The 16,836-nt window shown below is 62.9% G+C and carries 19 protein-coding genes; 12 read left to right on the top strand and 7 right to left on the bottom strand.

Annotation, left to right across the window (positions count from 1 at the left end; translation table 11 throughout):
- Positions 1–17: 17 nt before the first annotated feature.
- The 3 genes from ACYX4S_RS07720 to ACYX4S_RS07710 all read right to left on the bottom strand — a co-directional run bounded on the left by ACYX4S_RS07720 (position 18) and on the right by ACYX4S_RS07710 (position 2,620).
- Positions 18–209: a twin-arginine translocation signal domain-containing protein gene (locus tag ACYX4S_RS07720; protein WP_293721504.1), complete on the bottom strand. Its 192-nt coding sequence runs from the start codon at positions 207–209 to the stop codon at positions 18–20.
- 113 nt (positions 210–322) lie between these two features.
- Entirely contained in the window at positions 323–1,012 is a 690-nt protein-coding gene (locus ACYX4S_RS07715; protein WP_476362479.1) for a TorD/DmsD family molecular chaperone, read from the bottom strand.
- A 414-nt stretch (positions 1,013–1,426) separates the two neighbouring features.
- A complete protein-coding gene (locus ACYX4S_RS07710; protein WP_476362833.1) occupies positions 1,427–2,620 on the bottom strand; it encodes an Mrp/NBP35 family ATP-binding protein in 1,194 nt (397 codons plus the stop codon).
- Between the two features lie 270 nt (positions 2,621–2,890).
- Between ACYX4S_RS07710 and ACYX4S_RS07705 the strand changes: the two genes are divergently transcribed.
- From ACYX4S_RS07705 to ACYX4S_RS07660, 10 genes are all read left to right on the top strand, one after another.
- On the top strand, positions 2,891–3,343 hold the full coding sequence (locus ACYX4S_RS07705) for a BLUF domain-containing protein (RefSeq protein WP_476362478.1): 453 nt from the start codon (positions 2,891–2,893) through the stop codon (positions 3,341–3,343).
- Between the two features lie 159 nt (positions 3,344–3,502).
- Positions 3,503–3,976, top strand: coding sequence for a BLUF domain-containing protein (locus ACYX4S_RS07700; protein WP_476362477.1), 474 nt, complete (start codon positions 3,503–3,505; stop codon positions 3,974–3,976).
- Between the two features lie 114 nt (positions 3,977–4,090).
- Positions 4,091–5,023, top strand: a complete 933-nt coding sequence (gene fdhD, locus ACYX4S_RS07695; RefSeq protein ID WP_476362476.1) for a formate dehydrogenase accessory sulfurtransferase FdhD — start codon at positions 4,091–4,093, stop codon at positions 5,021–5,023.
- Positions 5,020–5,646: a molybdenum cofactor guanylyltransferase MobA gene (mobA, locus tag ACYX4S_RS07690; protein WP_476362475.1), complete on the top strand. Its 627-nt coding sequence runs from the start codon at positions 5,020–5,022 to the stop codon at positions 5,644–5,646. Before fdhD ends, mobA begins: the two co-directional genes overlap by 4 nt.
- Entirely contained in the window at positions 5,643–6,185 is a 543-nt protein-coding gene (mobB, locus tag ACYX4S_RS07685; protein WP_476362474.1) for a molybdopterin-guanine dinucleotide biosynthesis protein B, read from the top strand. Before mobA ends, mobB begins: the two co-directional genes overlap by 4 nt.
- Positions 6,175–7,461, top strand: a complete 1,287-nt coding sequence (locus ACYX4S_RS07680) for a molybdopterin molybdotransferase MoeA (protein WP_476362473.1) — start codon at positions 6,175–6,177, stop codon at positions 7,459–7,461. Before mobB ends, ACYX4S_RS07680 begins: the two co-directional genes overlap by 11 nt.
- A gap of 208 nt (positions 7,462–7,669) precedes the next feature.
- Positions 7,670–8,413, top strand: coding sequence for an ABC transporter substrate-binding protein (locus tag ACYX4S_RS07675; RefSeq protein ID WP_422070337.1), 744 nt, complete (start codon positions 7,670–7,672; stop codon positions 8,411–8,413).
- A 181-nt stretch (positions 8,414–8,594) separates the two neighbouring features.
- On the top strand, positions 8,595–9,308 hold the full coding sequence (locus ACYX4S_RS07670; protein ID WP_476362472.1) for an ABC transporter permease: 714 nt from the start codon (positions 8,595–8,597) through the stop codon (positions 9,306–9,308).
- A complete protein-coding gene (locus ACYX4S_RS07665; protein WP_476362471.1) occupies positions 9,305–10,144 on the top strand; it encodes an ABC transporter permease in 840 nt (279 codons plus the stop codon). The genes ACYX4S_RS07670 and ACYX4S_RS07665 overlap by 4 nt, the downstream gene beginning before the upstream one ends.
- Positions 10,145–10,284: 140 nt before the next feature.
- On the top strand, positions 10,285–11,457 hold the full coding sequence (locus ACYX4S_RS07660) for a trans-sulfuration enzyme family protein (RefSeq protein WP_476362470.1): 1,173 nt from the start codon (positions 10,285–10,287) through the stop codon (positions 11,455–11,457).
- Between the two features lie 3 nt (positions 11,458–11,460).
- On the opposite strand, the gene ACYX4S_RS07655 is transcribed toward ACYX4S_RS07660, so the two are convergent.
- Positions 11,461–12,381, bottom strand: a complete 921-nt coding sequence (locus ACYX4S_RS07655; protein WP_476362469.1) for a LysR family transcriptional regulator — start codon at positions 12,379–12,381, stop codon at positions 11,461–11,463.
- A 370-nt stretch (positions 12,382–12,751) separates the two neighbouring features.
- Between ACYX4S_RS07655 and ACYX4S_RS07650 the strand changes: the two genes are divergently transcribed.
- Positions 12,752–13,633, top strand: a complete 882-nt coding sequence (locus tag ACYX4S_RS07650) for an NAD(P)-dependent oxidoreductase (RefSeq protein ID WP_476362468.1) — start codon at positions 12,752–12,754, stop codon at positions 13,631–13,633.
- A gap of 76 nt (positions 13,634–13,709) precedes the next feature.
- Here ACYX4S_RS07650 and ACYX4S_RS07645 read toward each other — a convergent pair whose 3' ends face one another.
- Positions 13,710–14,216 (bottom strand): DUF302 domain-containing protein, encoded by a 507-nt coding sequence (locus tag ACYX4S_RS07645; RefSeq protein WP_476362467.1) that lies wholly within the window; start codon positions 14,214–14,216, stop codon positions 13,710–13,712.
- A 130-nt stretch (positions 14,217–14,346) separates the two neighbouring features.
- On the bottom strand, positions 14,347–14,838 hold the full coding sequence (locus tag ACYX4S_RS07640) for an Lrp/AsnC family transcriptional regulator (protein ID WP_293721522.1): 492 nt from the start codon (positions 14,836–14,838) through the stop codon (positions 14,347–14,349).
- 202 nt (positions 14,839–15,040) lie between these two features.
- Here ACYX4S_RS07640 and ACYX4S_RS07635 point away from each other — a divergent pair, with 202 nt between their 5' ends.
- Positions 15,041–16,012 carry a sulfurtransferase gene (locus ACYX4S_RS07635; protein ID WP_476362466.1) on the top strand — a complete coding sequence of 324 codons (972 nt, stop codon included), beginning with the start codon at positions 15,041–15,043 and terminating at the stop codon, positions 16,010–16,012.
- A gap of 99 nt (positions 16,013–16,111) precedes the next feature.
- Here ACYX4S_RS07635 and ACYX4S_RS07630 read toward each other — a convergent pair whose 3' ends face one another.
- Positions 16,112–16,783, bottom strand: coding sequence for a uracil-DNA glycosylase family protein (locus ACYX4S_RS07630; RefSeq protein WP_476362465.1), 672 nt, complete (start codon positions 16,781–16,783; stop codon positions 16,112–16,114).
- Positions 16,784–16,836 lie beyond the last annotated feature (53 nt).

Below are 16,836 nucleotides of genomic sequence, written 5' to 3'. Positions count from 1 at the left end.
ACGGCATCATCAGTCGATCAGAAGCGCGCCGTCTCGTAGGCACGCTTCACGTGATCCGTCTCGCGGTAGCCCGCCGCCTTCTCGGACGGGGCCTCGGCCGCCTCGGCACCTCCGGCCACAAGCGTCATCGGTGCCGCCGCCGCACCAAGGCCCGCGAGCTTGAGAAAGCTGCGGCGATCGGCTTCCACGGCCGTGTCCTTGCGTTTCATGCTTCTCTCCTCATGCTCGGCCCGGTCACCACTGTCTGGCCTCGACCACGCCGGTTGTTCAGTCTGGTCGCCGCACCTGGAACTTCCCGGCGCGACGTCTGGGTGAGAACGGGTCAGGTGGCCCGAGCCGCTCCCTCGTCTTCGAACATCGTGTTCAGGTCCGCCTCGACCGCCATGAAGGACACACCGAGCCGGCCGATCGCCGGATAAAGGTCACCAACGGATGTGGCGGCAAGGTCGCGGAAGAAATACGGAGCCCAAATTCCCAGGTGGTCCCGGAAGAAGGTCGACGCGTCATCCCCCGCCCCTGAGCCGAAGTCTCCCAGGATCAGCCCCGCCATGATCTGGCACTCGGCGGCGATGTGATCCTCCGGCTCCTTCACCTCGGGATCACGCTCAATGCCGAGGCGCCGCATTTCCGCGCGCAACCTCGCAAGCGGCTTTTCGTTCAAAAAGCCGGTAAGGTAGAACGATCCATAGGGAATGAGCTCACCGCGTCCAACGCCGATGAAGAGGTCGTGGTAGTCGCGGGCCAAGCGGGCAGGATCAGCTTCGCGGGTCAGGCGAACAACATCGGCGAGCGCCATGCCGACATCGCCTTCCGCGCCTTCAAGGGCACCAACGACGGAAAGCCACTCGGAGCCGACCGGCGCTTCCAGTGAACTCGCCAGAAGGCCGTAAAGCGTCGCACGGGCACGGTCCTCCTCGCCTATCGGCGAAAGGCTCGCGCCACCATGGCCCATCGTATTGTCGACCGCGCCCGAAACAGCCTTCGCCGAACGGACATCGCTGCCTGCCGTCATGCAATTCTCCCTCATTGTCAGAATAACCGGTCCTATGCCGTTGCGGCAAACGCTTTCCGTGCTGCAACGCCAACGTCAAAAATCATTTTTCATCCATGAAAACAGTTATTTGACGAACAAAAGAACATAAAAAGACACGGGACACAGTCTCTGCCAGGCGAGATGAATTGTGCATCGCACAATCGTCCGATTCCGATTGGTAACCACTCCGTTCAGACATTCGCGATTTTCGCGGTGGCACCTGGGAAACACACGCCAACAGAACAATTCGGACAGAATCTCTCAGGTTTAAAAGTCACTTCGCACCGGCCTCGCCTCACGCAAACGCGAACGCCCGCTGTCGGCCACCTGCAACAGGCACCCGACAGCGGGCGTTCAATCTTCACTCGCACGACGTTGTCGGAAACCGACGTCTCAGCTCTCGATCACGATATTCGGCGCGGCGCGGTGACCATCTTCCCGGTTACGTTCGATCTCGGACTGAACCTTGGTCGCGATATCGCGGTAGATGCGCGCATGAGGGCCATCGGGCGCGGATACCGTCACCGGCGTGCCCGCATCGGAAGTCTCGCGGATTTCCATGTCGAGCGGAACTTCGCCAAGGAACGGAACACCCAGACGCTCGGCCTCCGTGCGCGCGCCGCCGTGACCAAAGATGTCATGGCGATTTCCGCAATCGGGGCACAGGAAATAGCTCATGTTCTCGATGATCCCGAGAAGTGGAACATCCACCTTGCGGAACATGTTCAGCCCCTTGCGCGCATCGATAAGCGCAAGGTCCTGCGGCGTCGAAACAATCACGGCACCGGCCAGCGGCACGTTTTGCGCCATGGTAAGCTGTGCGTCGCCCGTGCCCGGCGGCATGTCGACCACCAGAACGTCGAGATCACCCCACTCCACTTCACGCAGCATCTGCGTGATGGCCGATATCACCATGGGACCACGCCAGATCATGGGCGTTTCCTCATCCACGAGGAACCCCATGGACATCACCTTGATGCCATAGCCTTCAAGCGGCTTCAGAATACGGCCCGATACGGGTTCAGGGCGCCCGGTGACATGGAAAAGCCGGGGGATGGACGGGCCGTAGATGTCGGCGTCCAGAACGCCGACCTTCAACCCGTTGGCCTGCAAGGCAAGCGCCAGGTTGCAGGTGGTCGTGGACTTGCCGACACCGCCCTTGCCCGAGGCCACGGCAATGATCGACTTCACCCCGGGAACGCCGGGCTTCGCCGTCGAGCCACCCGCCTTCGCGCCAGCCCCCGCTCCTCGCGCCTGCATGGGCGGGGGAACGCTGCCGGCGTCGCCCGCCGCGGGCGCCGGACGCACAGGCTGGGCCTGCTGCGGCTGCCCCCCGCCGCCCTTGCGCTCGGATGTCAGCGCCACCAGTGCCTTTTCGACACCCGGCATTTTCGCCACAACACGTTCGGCGGCCTGTCGCAGCGGTTCCAGTTCCTGGGCCCGTTCGGCGGGAACCGTGATCGAGAAGATCACCCGCCCCTCGGAAATGAAGACCTCGGACACCAGCCCCAACGAAACGATGTCTCCTTCCAGGTCGGGTCCCTTGACCTTGGAAAGCTCCTTCAGAACGTCCTCGCGCGTCGGCATCCCGCTCCCTCGTGATTTCCAGAACATGTTTTCCTCGTTCGTTCTTGATGCGCAACGTAAGGGGAAAGTGCCTTCCGTCAATGACGGATCGCGCCACCGCGCCTCCTGCTTCCACATGCCGCGTTTCGTGAAATCTGTTTCAGCCTGTCGAAAATCGTGATGCGAAAGATCGTATTTTAGTCCTTGCGGCAGCCCTCGCTTAACCGTTCCCACAGGTTGTCGTGCGCACAATCGGGGCTTGAGAGAATGCTCCACGTCAGGACAAGAAAGATGCCCCTCTCCGCACTGTGCTTTTCCGCCCGCATCGACTGGTCAGCGGTCTCGGGCTCCGTTGAAGCCGAACTCGAGGCAACCCTCGACCGCGCCCGCAAACTCAACCGCCTGAATGGTGTGACGGGTGCATTGCTTCTCTCCTCCGACAGCATCGTGTGCTGGCTGGAGGGCAACTCGCGCGGCCTCGCGGACACACGTGACTGCGTCGGGCGCGACTCCCGGCTGTCGGACATCACGGAGATTGCGCAAGGCGAGATCAGCGAACGCGTGTTTTCCCGCTGCTGGCTCTATTTCGCCGACCTGCGCCGGAGCGGCACGGCGGATGGAACGCCCATCGACACCGCAAGCCTGACCTCATCTCCCGACATTGCGGCAGCCGCAAGGATCATCGCGCCGCTGACGGAACGCCTGGCGCCCGCTCGCCAGACCCAGCGCGCCATGCTGGTGTAGACTAAGGATTCGGGGGCGGCTTCGACCGCCTTCTCGTCTCCGCAACCGCTCCCTTGGATCGTGCTTGCCGCCAAGTTAATGAATTGATTTCAGAATTCCCGCACCGAATTACAGAACCCCAACAGGTGCCGACTATCGTGCTGTCCCATGATGATCTCGATGGGACCAACGAAAATGTCGATCTCGCGGCTTTGCTACCGCAGTGCGCTGACCTTTGCCGAAATGACGCTATCGCTCGAGGAGGAGCTCGAGCGGATCGTTGCCACGGCGCGCACCAACAATGCCCGTACGGGGCTGCGCGGTGCGCTGATCATGAATGGCACCACCTTCTTCCAGGTTCTTGAAGGACCCGCCCACGCCCTCGAGGCGACCTTTTCCCGAATCGAGGCTGACCGCCGCCATCACGACCTGACAGTGATCGACCGCCGCATCGATGCCGTGACGCTGTTGCCGAACGCTCCGCTGTTCTTCTGCGACACGCTCGACGCTCACGACGGTGTTCTTGCCAGCCTCGCCATGCCGATCATGCAGGCTCCGGAGCTGGTCTCGCACGATGACCTTATCTCGGTTTCCGTCTTTGCATCCGCCCGCCTGTCCCGATCGCACGAAGTTTCCCGACGCCTCAGCGCCTGATCTCTCGACACGGTCCCCCGCCCCTCCGGCACCCTTGCCAGACCCTGTGAATGCTCCCTAGTTTGTCGGCTTCACGAAGCAGCGCACGGGGCACATCCCGGCGGAGGGGATTCAGTGCGGCGGGACAGCACAACAGACGGCAGCAAGCACGCTCTTCGAGCTCTACCGGAGTTCCTGATCCACCCGGATCCCGAGGATTCGCGCCTGTCCGTCCCCGTCTCGGGTTTCGACCAGACCGGCGCGGAGGTGGAAATCAACGTGGTCACGGAGCGCGCTCTGACGCTCTACCTGAACTCACAGGAGATCGTCACGATGATGACGATCGGCGACCGGCCGGACCTCCTGGCCGTAGGCTATCTACTGAACCAGAACATGCTGCGCGGGGATGATCGCATCACCGGCATCGACTACGACGACGACCTTGAGGTCGTGGTCGTGCGCACCGAGCGCGAAACCGACTATGAGGACAAGCTGAAGAAGAAGGTGCGCACCTCGGGATGCGCCCAGGGAACGGTCTTCGGTGACATGATGGAGCGCTTCGACGACATCCGCCTGGATCCGGACGCGCGGCTTCGCACATCGGCCCTGCACAAGCTCACCCGCACGATCAACACCGCCCCCTCGCTTTATCTTGCAGCCGGCGCCATTCACGGCTGTGTGCTGTGCCAGGAGGATCGGGCGGTCGCCTACATGGAGGATGTCGGCCGGCACAATGCGGTGGACAAGATCGCCGGCTGGATGTGGCTCGAGAACATCGCGCCGCAGGACAAGGTCTTCTACACCACCGGTCGCCTGACATCCGAGATGGTCATCAAGACGGCAATGATGGGTATTCCCATTCTCGTGTCGCGCTCGGGTTTCACGGCATGGGGCGTGGAGCTTGCCCGCCGTGTCGGCCTGACGCTCATCGGACGCGCTCGCGGCCAACGGTTTATCGTCCTGTCAGCTCCCCAGCGCGTGATTCACGATGCGGACCCGTCCCAGGCGGAGGCCGAACCTGCTCGCAGCCGGCGAAAGGGTGCGACCTCGGGCAAGGAGATGTCATGACCGCTTCCGATACCACAATCGGCTGCATCCTCGCGGGAGGGCTCGCGCGGCGCATGGGTGGCGGTGACAAGCCGATGCTTGTGCTTGATGGCCGACCGATCCTGAGCCACGTCGTTGACCGCTTGCGACCGCAGGTGGACACGATGATGCTGAACGCCAATGGCGACCCGGCACGGTTTTCGGAATTCGGCCTTCCCGTCGCGGCGGATCCTGTTGGAGGCTTCGCCGGTCCCCTGGCGGGTGTGCTGGCGGGCCTGCGATGGGCGCAGGAGCATCAGCCTCGCATCGAGGGTATCATCTCGGTTGCCGGAGACACGCCCTTCTTCCCGACCGACCTGACGGAACGCCTTCTGGATGCCAGGGCCGGCGAACGCGACCGGATCGTTCTGGCCCGCTGTGGCGGACACAACCACCCCGTCTTCGGATACTGGCCGCTTGCACACGCGGATGCGCTCGACGCCTTCCTCCGGGAGGGAACGACCGGGAAGGTCCTGGCATTCGTGGACATGCATCCCAACGCCCGCGCGGAGTTCGAGGAAGACGGCCACGACCCGTTTTTCAACATCAACACACCGGAAGACCTGACGCAGGCCGAAGCTTTCGTGCGGAAAGGCTCCTCATGAGCGAAAAGCACGCTCCCGTTGTCGGTGTTTCCGGCTGGAAGAACTCGGGCAAGACCACCCTTGTGGAACGCCTCATCGCCGAGTTGACCCGGCGCGGCCATAGGGTCGCGACGGTGAAGAAAGCCCATCACAACGTGGACGTGGACACGCCGGGAACCGACAGCCATCGCCACCGCCTGGCCGGCGCCCGAGAGGTTGCTCTGGTGAGTTCGAAGCGTATCGCCCTGATGCGCGAACTCGGCGAAGACCCGGAGCCGACGCTCGAGGAGGTGCTCGACCGGCTTGCCCCCTGCGACGTTGTTCTCGTGGAAGGCTACAAGAAGTCCGGTCACCCCAAGATCGAAGTGCGGCGAAAGGCGTCGGCGCGCGACGGCGCGCTTGAGGGCAGCGTACCGAACGTGCGCGCAATCGCAGCCGATCACGCCGTCGAAGCGACCGCCTTGCCGGTTTTCGATATCGACGACGTCGCCGGGATCGCGGACTTCATTACGGACCTTTGCGCATTGAACGACAAGGGAGACGACGCGGGTGACAGGTGAACGACGCCTTCTCGACGACTGCTTTCTACACGACCGCGACAGGCTGACACACGCCGAGGCGCTGTCCATCCTCAAGGAGCGTGTCACCTGCGTTGTCGGCCACGAGAGGATCGCGCTTGCCGAAGCGAACGGCCGTATTCTCGCGGAAACGGTGTCCGCCCCCCGCGATGTCCCCCTGACCGACAACGCCGCCGTCGACGGGTTTGCCTTCCGGCATGCCGACCTGCCTGCAGGCGGCGGCACTCTCCCGGTAAGCACCAGGATCCCGGCCGGACATCCGGCCATCTCCGCCCTTGCACCGGGCACGGCGGCACGCATCTTCACCGGAGCCGTCATGCCGCAGGGCGCGGACAGTGTCGCAATGCAGGAGGACTGTCGCGTTCACGACCTGGATGGGGGACGGAGCGTTGAAATCCCCGGCGGGCTGAAAGCCGGAGCAAACAGGCGACGTGCCGGCGAGGACATTGCGGCGGGAGCCGAACTCCTTTCGCCCGGCACACGGTTGCGCCCCCAGGACCTTGCCGCCATCGCCTCCACCGGCGCACCGGAAGCAACAGTCTTCCGCCGGCCCCGGATTGCACTTGTCTCGACCGGTGACGAGATACGCCGTCCCGGGGAGACGCTGCCCGACGGAGGCGTCTACGATTCCAACCATTTTCTGCTCCGGGCCCTTGCCGGCACGGCTGGCGCGGACACGACCGATCTCGGTGTGATCGAGGACCGCGCGGACAGTCTGGCTGACGCGCTCTCCGGGGCCGCAAGCTCGCATGACGTGATCCTGACGACAGGCGGGGCCTCGCATGGCGAGGAAGATCACCTTGTCGAGACACTCGACCGCCTCGGCAGGCGCCACATGTGGCAACTGGCGATCAAGCCGGGTCGGCCCATGAGCTTCGGACAGATTGGCGATTGCGTCGTTCTGGGCCTGCCGGGAAACCCCGTCGCCGCGATGATCTGCTTCCTGCTTTATGCACGCCCGGTGATCTCGGCACTCGGGGGCGCGGGCTTCACCACGCCACGACGCTTCCAGATTCCCGCGGCCTTTCAGGTCGACCGGAAGAAGCCGGACCGGCGCGAGTTCTATCGCGGCCGACTGGCGAGAGACGACCGTGGCAACACGGTGGTGGAGAAGTTCGAACGTGACGGCTCCGGGCTCATCTCGGGATTGCGCGCAGCCGACGGACTTATCGAAATCCCCGAGGTTGCGACGGAGGTTGCCCGCGGCTCGCTCGTGGACTTCATCCCCTTTTCCGAGTTCGGCCTCGCCCCGCGCTGAGTCCAGGACAGGCCCGGTTCCCGGACTGAACGGAGAAACTTTCATCCCCTGAAAAAATGAACACGCTCCCCAACGTAAGGCTATTGAACTTCCTTCGGGGATGGTGGGAATATGAAAGCTCGAAGGAACGCGAAGCCGTTCCACGAAAAATCGAGGGACCACAGGGGAACAACACATGCGTCTCATGAAGATTGCAGCAGTCGCGGCCATGATTTTCGGTGCCGTGAGCGGTGCGCAGGCCAAGGACTGGACCAAGGTGCGTATCGGGACGGAGGGAGCCTATCCCCCGTTCAACTATCTGACTTCCGACGGCACGCTGACCGGCTTCGACGTGGATATCGCCAAGGCGCTTTGCGAGCAGATGAAGGTTGAATGCGAGTTCGTCACGCAGGACTGGAACGGCATCATCCAGGCCCTGAACGCCGGCAAGTTCGACGCCATCATCGCTTCCATGTCGATCACCGAGGAGCGCAAGAAGGAAGTCGATTTCACCAACAAGTACTACAATACGCCTCCGGCGATCGCCGTCCCGAAGGACAGCGACATCACCGAGGCGACCGCTGCCGCTCTCGACGGCAAGCTGCTGGGCGCCCAGTCTTCGACGACCCACTCCAACTACGCCGAGGCCAAGCTTCCCGACGCGGAGCTGAAGCTCTATCCGACGCCGGACGAGTACAAGCTCGACATTTCGTCGGGCCGCCTCGATGCGGTCATCGATGATGTCGTGGTGCTGTCGGAGTGGCTGGGAACGGACGACGGCGCCTGCTGCAAGCTTCTGGGAACACTGACGCCGGATCCCGTCATCAATGGTGAGGGTGTGGGCATCGCCATTCGCAAGGGCGAGGACGACCTGAAGGCCATGTTCAACGATGCCATCAAGGCGATCCGCGAGAACGGCAAGTATGCCGAGGTTCAGAAGAAGTACTTCGACTTCGACGTTTACGGCGACTGATAGCGGAAGCGCGGTCGGGACGGCAGAACGTTCATCGAGGACCACTCCCGGTCCCCGGTTGAAGTGATGTACGCCGCCCGACCGCATTTCCAGCGTTCGCCGTTTTCAAGCCGTCCGCACCGCTGAGCGATCGGCCGGACCCGCATGGTCCGGAACCGGTCCGGCCAACCGACCCGGCCCGATGAACGAAGCACTCACACTCCTGTCCTTCGGCCCGAACGGCTGGGGCGACGAAATCGCGTATGGCGTGTTCGTCACGATCAGCCTCGCGGTGGCCACGCTGCCGCTTGGTCTTTTGCTCGGGTTCCTGATTGCTCTTGCGAAGCAATCCCCGGAACGCTCCCTCAGGACCGCCGCGGACATCTACACCACGATCTTTCGTGGTCTTCCCGAGCTTCTGACGCTGTTCCTCGTCTACTACGGCGTCCCGATCCTGCTGAACCAGATGGTCAGGATCTTCAATCCTGAGGCCAGTCTCGACGTGAACTCCTTCGTCGCGGGGATGGTGGCACTCGCGGTGGTGTTTTCCTCCTACGCCTCGGAAGCGTTTCTCTCGGCGTTTCGCGGCATTCGGCAGGGGCAGTATGAGGGCGGCTTCGCTCTCGGCCTGAACCGCTCGCAGACGATGCGCCTCATCATTCTGCCGCAACTGATCCGCCTTGCCCTTCCCGCGCTCGGTAATCTCTGGCTGATCCTGCTCAAGGATACGGCTCTGGTCTCCATCGTCGGCCTCAACGACCTCCTGCGCTGGACGGGTGTTGCCGCGCGCGTCGAAAAGGAACCTTTCCTCTTTTACGGGCTCGCGTGCCTGATCTATCTCGCGCTCGCGATTGTTTCTTCCGTAGGTCTCTCACGGATCGAACGCTGGAGTGGACGCGGGGAGGTCCGCCGATGACCGCCTATGTCCAGAAGGCGTCTCTGCCCCCTGCCCCGCCACCTCCGGCACCCGCGCGGCGCTGGTCGGCCACGCGGATCACCGGCAACGTTCTGATGGCCCTCTGGATCGTCGCCGGCATCTGGCTGCTGACCTATCTGGGCGGCCGTGTCGGCGGAGACTTTCTGGCCAACTACTGGCAGCGCTATGAGGACGGTGTCCTCACGACACTGAAGCTTGTCGGCGCCTCCATGGTGATCGGAGCGGTGATCTCGATTCCAGTGGCCATGGCCCGAGCCTCGCGCAACGCTCTTCTCGCCGTGCCGGCCTTCGCCTACGTCTATTTCTTTCGCGGCACACCACTCATCGCCCAGACCTTCCTGATCTACTACGGTTCCGGCAGCTTCCAGCCGCTGCTGAAGGATGCCGGACTGTGGTGGTTCTTTCGCGATGCCTGGTACTGCGCGATCTTCGCCTTTTCCCTGAATACCTCCGCTTATCAGGCGGAAATCCTGCGCGGCGCCATCCGCAACATAGACCGCGGCCAGTGGGAGGCGGCAAAGGCGCTGGGGCTCGGACGTTTTGTCACCCTGCGCAAGATCATCCTGCCCCAGGCCATGATCGTGGCGTTGAGGCCTTACGGCAACGAGCTGATCCTGATGATCAAGGGCTCCGCCATTGCCTCGATCATCACCATCTACGACATCATGGGCGTGACGGGGCGGTCCTTCTCGCGCACCTACGACTTCCAGGCCTATATCTGGGCAGCCGTCCTCTATCTGTTGATCGTGGAGACACTGCGCCGGATCTGGGACCAGTTGGAAAAGCGCCTGACCAGGCACCTCGTGCGCCGCTGATGAAGCTCCCCGACAGCACCGGCCTGTTTCGCGCGTCGGTCAAACATGCTTTATCTGGGCGGTGAAACCCACCTTGACCGATGCGTGCGCCTGCAGGGCCAACCTGCCGCGCGCCGTGCGGTCTTCACCGGACCAATAAGATGCAAGACCCTCGCAACGCGAAGATTTCGCCCGCTTCCCGCCTTGCCCACGGTGGCGGTGGCATCGATCCGCAGACCGGAGCCGTGGTCCCGCCGATCCAGACGGCAACAACCTTCGCACGCGACGAAAGCTATCGGCTCACGAGCCCCTCGCACCTCTACTCACGCGACGACAATGACCTGACCCGCCAGACGGAGGCATTGATCGCGGACCTGGAGGGTGGCGCCGAGGCGCGTCTCTTTGCTTCCGGCATGGCTGCCATTGCCGCGACGGTGCGCATGGTCCGCCCCGAGCAAACGATCCTCGTGCAGTCGGGCATCTATTGGGGAACCACATTGTGGCTGCGCAAGCACTGCCAGCACGCAGGCATCGCCCTGATCGAGGCCGACGCGACCGACACGGAACGCTTCTGCGAAACGATCAGTGAAAGCGGTCCGGCGCTGGTGCTGATCGAGGTGCCGTCAAACCCCTATCTCGGCATGACGGACATCGCCTCGATTGCAAAGGTCGCCAGCAACGCGGGGGCTGTGACTGCCGTGGACGCGACCGCCGCAACACCGATTCTCATGCGCCCGCTGGAGCTTGGTGCCGATCTGGTCCTCCATTCCGCAACCAAGGCCCTGAACGGTCATTCGGATGTTCTGGCCGGGGTCGTCTCCTGCCGCGACGCGGACAGCGATGCCTGGAAGTTCATCCGCGAAGAACGCCACGACGCCGGAGCGGTGCTGCCGGCCTTCGAAGCCTATCTTCTGCTGCGCGGCCTGCGGACCCTCTCGCTCCGCATCGAACGCATGTGCTCGAATGCCCAGGCGATTGCCGAAGCGCTTCAGGCCCACCCAATGGTCGAGACCGTCCTGTATCCCGGACTGCCGACCCATCCGGGGCATTCTCTGGCGACCCGGCAGATGCATGACGGATACGGCTACCTGATGTCCTTCATTACCAAGGGCAGCGCACAGGACGCACTTGGCGTCGTGGGACGGCTCAAGCTGATCAAACGCGCCACCTCGCTCGGTGGCGTCGAAAGTCTGGTCGAGCACCGGCGCACGATCGAGGGCGATGCCAGCGGCATTCCCGAGGGATTGATACGCCTGTCAGTCGGCATCGAAAGCGCCGACGACCTGATCGCCGACCTGATGCATGCACTGTCGCCCCTCGCCGCTGGCGAATGAACCTCACCCTTCGGAGTGCGCGGCGGCATCACCCGCCGCCCGCATTCCGTCGCGAGACGCGTGCGCCCGCAGCCAGGACATGAAGACCTTCAGCGGGGCCCGCTTAACTCCGGGCAACGTCACCATGTGAAAGCCGTAGCCCGGATCCTTCTTCTCGAAGAGGACGCGAAGCGCTCCCGAGGAGATGAGTGGCTGGATGAAGGCCTTCGAGGCAATCGAGATGCCATCCCCGTTCCGGAGCCCCTCCAGCAGCATGTAGCCCGGCATGTGGGTGATATCGATCTGAGGCGGCGGACGGACTCCCTGGCTCTCGAACCATGCCGAGATCTCGTCCGTGCCGTATTCCTGCATCCAGGGAAAGTCCGCGAGGCTGGACGGGTCATCGAAAACGCGGTCTCCAACGAGACTCCGGGCCGCGACCACGACGGTCGGTGTGTGCATGAGTGCCTCGGACTCCAGCCCGGGCCATTCGCCGGAGCCGTAGCGAAGCGCCAGATCGATCCCCCCCGGCTGGAGATCCACGATCTCGCCCGTCGGATTCATGCTCAGTTCGATCCCCGGGTGCAGATGGCGAAACTCCGACAGGCGCGGCATCAGCCAGTGCACGGCAAAGGATGGCGTCATCGTGACCTGAAGCGGACGCGCCTGCCCGGCCTGCGAAAGCTCATCAACCGCTTTGCGGATACCGCGAAAGGCCGTGTCGAGATGCCCGGCGAGTTGCCTGCCTTCATCGGTCAGGCAAACACCGCGCCCTTCCCGACGTACCAGCCTGCACCCGAACCAGTCCTCCAGCGAGCGCACCTGCTGGCTGATGGCGGCATGACTGACGTTCAAACGGCGGCCGGCCGCCGAAAGCGTCCCCTCCTCCGCGACGGTCGCAAAAGCACGAAGTGCCGACAGCGGCGGCAGGTGCGTCCAGTCCATATGTAATCTCATCTAACATATTAAAGATCTTCCTGACTCGCCTGAATGAATGTGGATCGGCATGTTTCAGCCAGTTTCAAACATGCAGGAGGCAGGACGAATGATTACCATTCTTGCAGATACCATGATGATCGCAACCCTCCGCGAAGCAGGAGCGCCGCACGGGGGAACGCGGGCACCCCGCCCGACCCCGCTTGATACGAAGCCCCTTGCGCCGGTCCGCGAGACGGATACGGCAAGGCGTCGGGTGACCTGACATCAGAGGGCCGATGCGCTAAACAGGATGGTGAGCGGATGACGGGCGGGGCTTAAGGCCTTTGCCCGTCTCCGGAAACAGTACAAAAGCTCACCAGATAGGGAATGAAGCGCGATGGCGAAGGTTGCATTCATCGGTCTTGGGGTCATGGGGTATCCGATGGCCGGTCACCTGAGAACCCGTGGCGGACATGACGTGACGGTCTACAACCGCACGGCCACAAAGGCTGAAAAGTGGGTCTCGGAATTCGGCGGAAGCCACGCGAAGACGCCGGCGGAAGCCGCCCGCGACTGCGACTTCGTCTTCTGCTGCGTCGGCAATGACGAGGACTTGCGCGCCGTGACAACCGGTCCTGACGGTGCCTTCTCGACGATCAAGCCCGGCGCGATCTTCATCGACAACACGACCGCTTCGGCCGAGGTCGCACGCGAACTGTCAGCTGCGGCGGCCGAAAAGGGCTTCGCCTTCCTCGACGCCCCGGTTTCCGGCGGTCAGGCCGGTGCCGAGAATGGCGCATTGACGGTCATGGTCGGCGGCGACAGTTCGACCTTCGACACTGCCAAACCCGTGATCGACTGCTTTGCGAAGATGGTTGGACTGATGGGACCGTCGGGCGCCGGACAGCTCGCCAAGATGGTCAACCAGATCTGTATCGCCGGTCTCGTTCAGGGCCTCTCCGAGGCGATCCACTTCGCGAAAAGCGCCGATCTCGACGTCGAGAAGGTGATCGGCGTCATCTCCAAGGGAGCCGCGCAGTCCTGGCAGATGGAAAACCGCTGGGAAACCATGCGTGACGGCAAATTCGACTACGGCTTTGCCGTCGACTGGATGCGCAAGGATCTGGGCATCTGCCTGAAGACCGCGAACGAGACCGGAGCCCGGCTTCCCGTGACCGCCCTGGTGGACCAGTTCTATGCCGAGGTCCAGGCCATGGGCGGCAACCGCTGGGATACATCGAGCCTGATCGCCCGGCTGGAAAACGCCAGCGCCAAATAGCCGCTTTGGACGGCAGGCTATCTTCAGGACGCACGAAACGCCCGGGACACGAGTGCCGGGCGTTTCACATTTCGCGCTACTCCCCCGCCGCTTCCGCGACGATCTCCGAAAGCAGCGCGTTTACATCCGAAAGCGCCTTGCGCGAGGCACCGGAGCCGGTCTCTTCCAGCTTCCGAAAGCCGACAGTCACCCGACCCGGTGTGTCCGGTGTCTCAAAGGCAAAGACCACATAGGGGCAGAAGGCGATATTGCCCGCCGACGCTTCCATGGCCGCACGCGACAGCCGGGCGGAACAGAACATCATCGCGTCCGCGTTCTCGAACACGACCTTGTCCGATCCGACATCCGCTCCGGTTCGAGCGAGCATTTCGCCAATATGCGAGACGTGATCGATGACCAGCCCGCGATTGATGATCGCGTTTTCCATGTCGAAACGAACGTCGTCGTAGGGCCGCTCGACCGTATGCGACACGACCCCCTCAGGCAGTTCGGGAGCCGATTGCGCGAAGGCCGCCGGTGCAAGCGCGCAAAGCACTCCGGAAAAAGCCGCCTGACGCATCCATCGCCCTGCTTCCTTCCGCATGATCAGCCCTCCCGATTTCGCTTCCGATGCCGAAACGCGGCGCATTCGCCACTCCCGGAAATGATACCGCCTACAAGGAGCCGACACCACTACATATTAAGAATTTCGAATGTGAAGCAAGGCAGACGTCTCAGCTCTCACGCTCCGTTCGCGGCTTCTCGGTCGGGATATAGGCCAGCGGTAGTTCGCTGGTCGACTTGATCTGCTCCATCGCGAAGGAAGTCGACACATCCGAAATATCGATCTTGGCGATCAGCCTTTTGTAGAAAGCGTCATAGGCCTCGATATCCGGCACCGCGACGCGCAGCAGATAGTCGACCTGCCCCGCCATGCGATAGAACTCGATGACTTCCGGGAACTCCGAGATCACATCGGCAAACTTGCGCAGCCAGTCGTCATTGTGCCGCGAGGTGGTGATCGCCACGAAGGCCGTCACCTTCACGTTGACTTTGCGCGGATCGAGGATGGCGACCCGGCGCTTGATGACACCATCCTCTTCAAGCTTCTGGATGCGGCGCCAGCAGGGCGTGGTCGACAGCCCGACGCGCCGCCCGACCTCGGCAACGGGAATGGTACAATCCTCCTGGAGGATCGAGAGAATGCGTCGGTCTATGCGATCGATCATGATCGAGTCCTGCGTTGGGCTGCAGTGACAGGATTCATTTTCCAATGAAATCCAATCCAACGAAGCCGATTTTCTTCAAGGCCCTTCATCATGGAGAAATTCGGATTTTTCTTCCAATATCCAGCCTGATTTCGCTTGCCGCTTTTTCAATCCGATGTCAACTCACTCCTTGAAAATCAGCATTTCAGGGAGTTTTCCCATGTACGCCCTTCGCAAGGTCGCGGGCCTTGTCGCCCTGGCCGTTTCGCTCGCCGTCACGCCGGTCGCGGCGGCGACCAACATCACGCCGCTCGTTTCCACCGACTGGCTCGCGGAGCACCTCGGAGAACCGGATATGGTCGTTCTCGACATTCGGTCTCCGTTCGCGGGTTCCGGCAAGAAGGATTATCTTGCCGGGCACATCCCGGGGGCGCTCTGGAGCGAATACCCCGGATACTGGCGCACCGACCGCGAGAGCGTTGTCGGCGTACTTCCGTCCGTGGAAAAGCTGGAGGCGGCCCTCTCCGAACTGGGCGTCGCGGACGGCAAGACCGTCGTGATCGTCCCCGCCGGCGGCAACAGCAGTGAATTTGGCGCCGCCGCGCGCATTTACTGGACGCTGAAGTATCTGGGCCACGACGACGTCGCGATCCTTGATGGCGGCCACCGCCGCTGGAAGGAAGAGGAACGAGATCTGGAAGCCGGCCCCGTCGCGCCTATCGGAGACATGTTCATCGCCGAACCGCGCGCCTCTTACCTCTCGGCGACCTCGGACGTCGCGCGTCGCATGAACTCCTCGACCGTCCTGATCGACGGACGTCCGGCCGCCCAGTTCTCAGGAAAGGGCAAGCATTCCAAGGCGACCCGCTTCGGACGCATTCCCGGCGCGGTCAACCTCGACCAGGCGACATTCTACGACGACAAGGCCGGGCGGCTGAAGGATACGGCGACCATCGCAAGACTCGTCCCTGAGAACCTCGCGGACAAGAGCGTGGAGATGGTCTCCTACTGCAACACCGGCCACTGGGCGGCAACCAACTGGTTCGTCCTGCATGAGCTTCTCGGCTATGAGAACGTATCGCTCTACGACGACAGCATGGTCGGCTGGTCTCAGGACGAGAGCCTGCCCATGGCATCCGAGCGAACCATGATGGACGACATCAAGGCGTTCCTGAGCGGCCTCGCGGGCTGAAGCCCGAGCCTCGACAACGCTCCCAAGGCGACGAGCGACCGCACGCTCGCAGACCCGCCGCCGCCTCCTCTCCGTGAGAGGGGGCGGCGCGCGTTTGGCTCACGCCATTCCAAGAAGCGCGGCAACCTGTTCACGCAGCACCGGCAGGCACTCCTGCTCGAACCAGGGATTTCTTCTGAGCCAGGCATTGTTGCGCCATGAGGGATGAGGCAGCGCGATGGCCGGCCGGCCTTCCTTGCGTGTCGCGGCCAGCACGTCGCGCCAGTCGGCCACGGTGGCGCTCAGTGTGCTCCGGCGATGCTCGCCGAGATGATAGGCTTGGGCATACGACCCGATCACGATACGCAGCCCGATATTCGGCATGGCCGCGAACACCCGGTCATGCCAGAGCTTTCGACACTCCGGCCTCGGCGGACGATCGCCTCCCTTTGCATCCAGACCAGGAAAACAGAAGCCCATCGGCACGATGGCAACCCGGCCCGGGTCGTAGAAAACCTTAGGCGCGATCCCCAGCCAGTCTCGCAAACGGTCGCCGCTGGGGTCGGTGAAGGGTCGCCCGGAGGCATGAACCCGGGTACCCGGTGCCTGCCCGCAAATTGCAACGCGCGCATGAGAAGACAGGACGCAGACCGGGCGTGGCTCATGAGGCAGCGGCTGCCTCTCCGGCTGCAGGACACACTGCCTGCAGTCCGAGATCCTTTTTCCCAGGTCGACCAGCGCTGCGTCTCCTCGCACCACGACGCCCCGGTTTTCGTCCTCGGCATCCTTCATGCGCCCGCCCCTTTCATCGCCGCGCCCGACCTCGCTACGCATTGTTAACCATG

This window comes from Stappia sp. ABD4_338 (assembly GCF_056312175.1).
This window is presented reverse-complemented; position numbering and strand designations above follow the sequence as displayed.

Coding starts and splice junctions, on each gene's coding strand:
- ACYX4S_RS07720 (WP_293721504.1), bottom strand. CDS start 209: ATGAAACGCAAGGACACGGCCGTGGAAGCCGATCGCCGCAGCTTTCTC.
- ACYX4S_RS07715 (WP_476362479.1), bottom strand. CDS start 1,012: ATGACGGCAGGCAGCGATGTCCGTTCGGCGAAGGCTGTTTCGGGCGCG.
- ACYX4S_RS07710 (WP_476362833.1), bottom strand. CDS start 2,620: ATGCCGACGCGCGAGGACGTTCTGAAGGAGCTTTCCAAGGTCAAGGGA.
- ACYX4S_RS07705 (WP_476362478.1), top strand. CDS start 2,891: ATGCCCCTCTCCGCACTGTGCTTTTCCGCCCGCATCGACTGGTCAGCG.
- ACYX4S_RS07700 (WP_476362477.1), top strand. CDS start 3,503: ATGGGACCAACGAAAATGTCGATCTCGCGGCTTTGCTACCGCAGTGCG.
- mobA (WP_476362475.1), top strand. CDS start 5,020: ATGACCGCTTCCGATACCACAATCGGCTGCATCCTCGCGGGAGGGCTC.
- mobB (WP_476362474.1), top strand. CDS start 5,643: ATGAGCGAAAAGCACGCTCCCGTTGTCGGTGTTTCCGGCTGGAAGAAC.
- ACYX4S_RS07675 (WP_422070337.1), top strand. CDS start 7,670: ATGATTTTCGGTGCCGTGAGCGGTGCGCAGGCCAAGGACTGGACCAAG.
- ACYX4S_RS07670 (WP_476362472.1), top strand. CDS start 8,595: ATGAACGAAGCACTCACACTCCTGTCCTTCGGCCCGAACGGCTGGGGC.
- ACYX4S_RS07665 (WP_476362471.1), top strand. CDS start 9,305: ATGACCGCCTATGTCCAGAAGGCGTCTCTGCCCCCTGCCCCGCCACCT.
- ACYX4S_RS07660 (WP_476362470.1), top strand. CDS start 10,285: ATGCAAGACCCTCGCAACGCGAAGATTTCGCCCGCTTCCCGCCTTGCC.
- ACYX4S_RS07655 (WP_476362469.1), bottom strand. CDS start 12,381: ATGGACTGGACGCACCTGCCGCCGCTGTCGGCACTTCGTGCTTTTGCG.
- ACYX4S_RS07650 (WP_476362468.1), top strand. CDS start 12,752: ATGGCGAAGGTTGCATTCATCGGTCTTGGGGTCATGGGGTATCCGATG.
- ACYX4S_RS07645 (WP_476362467.1), bottom strand. CDS start 14,216: ATGCGGAAGGAAGCAGGGCGATGGATGCGTCAGGCGGCTTTTTCCGGA.
- ACYX4S_RS07635 (WP_476362466.1), top strand. CDS start 15,041: ATGTACGCCCTTCGCAAGGTCGCGGGCCTTGTCGCCCTGGCCGTTTCG.
- ACYX4S_RS07630 (WP_476362465.1), bottom strand. CDS start 16,783: ATGAAGGATGCCGAGGACGAAAACCGGGGCGTCGTGGTGCGAGGAGAC.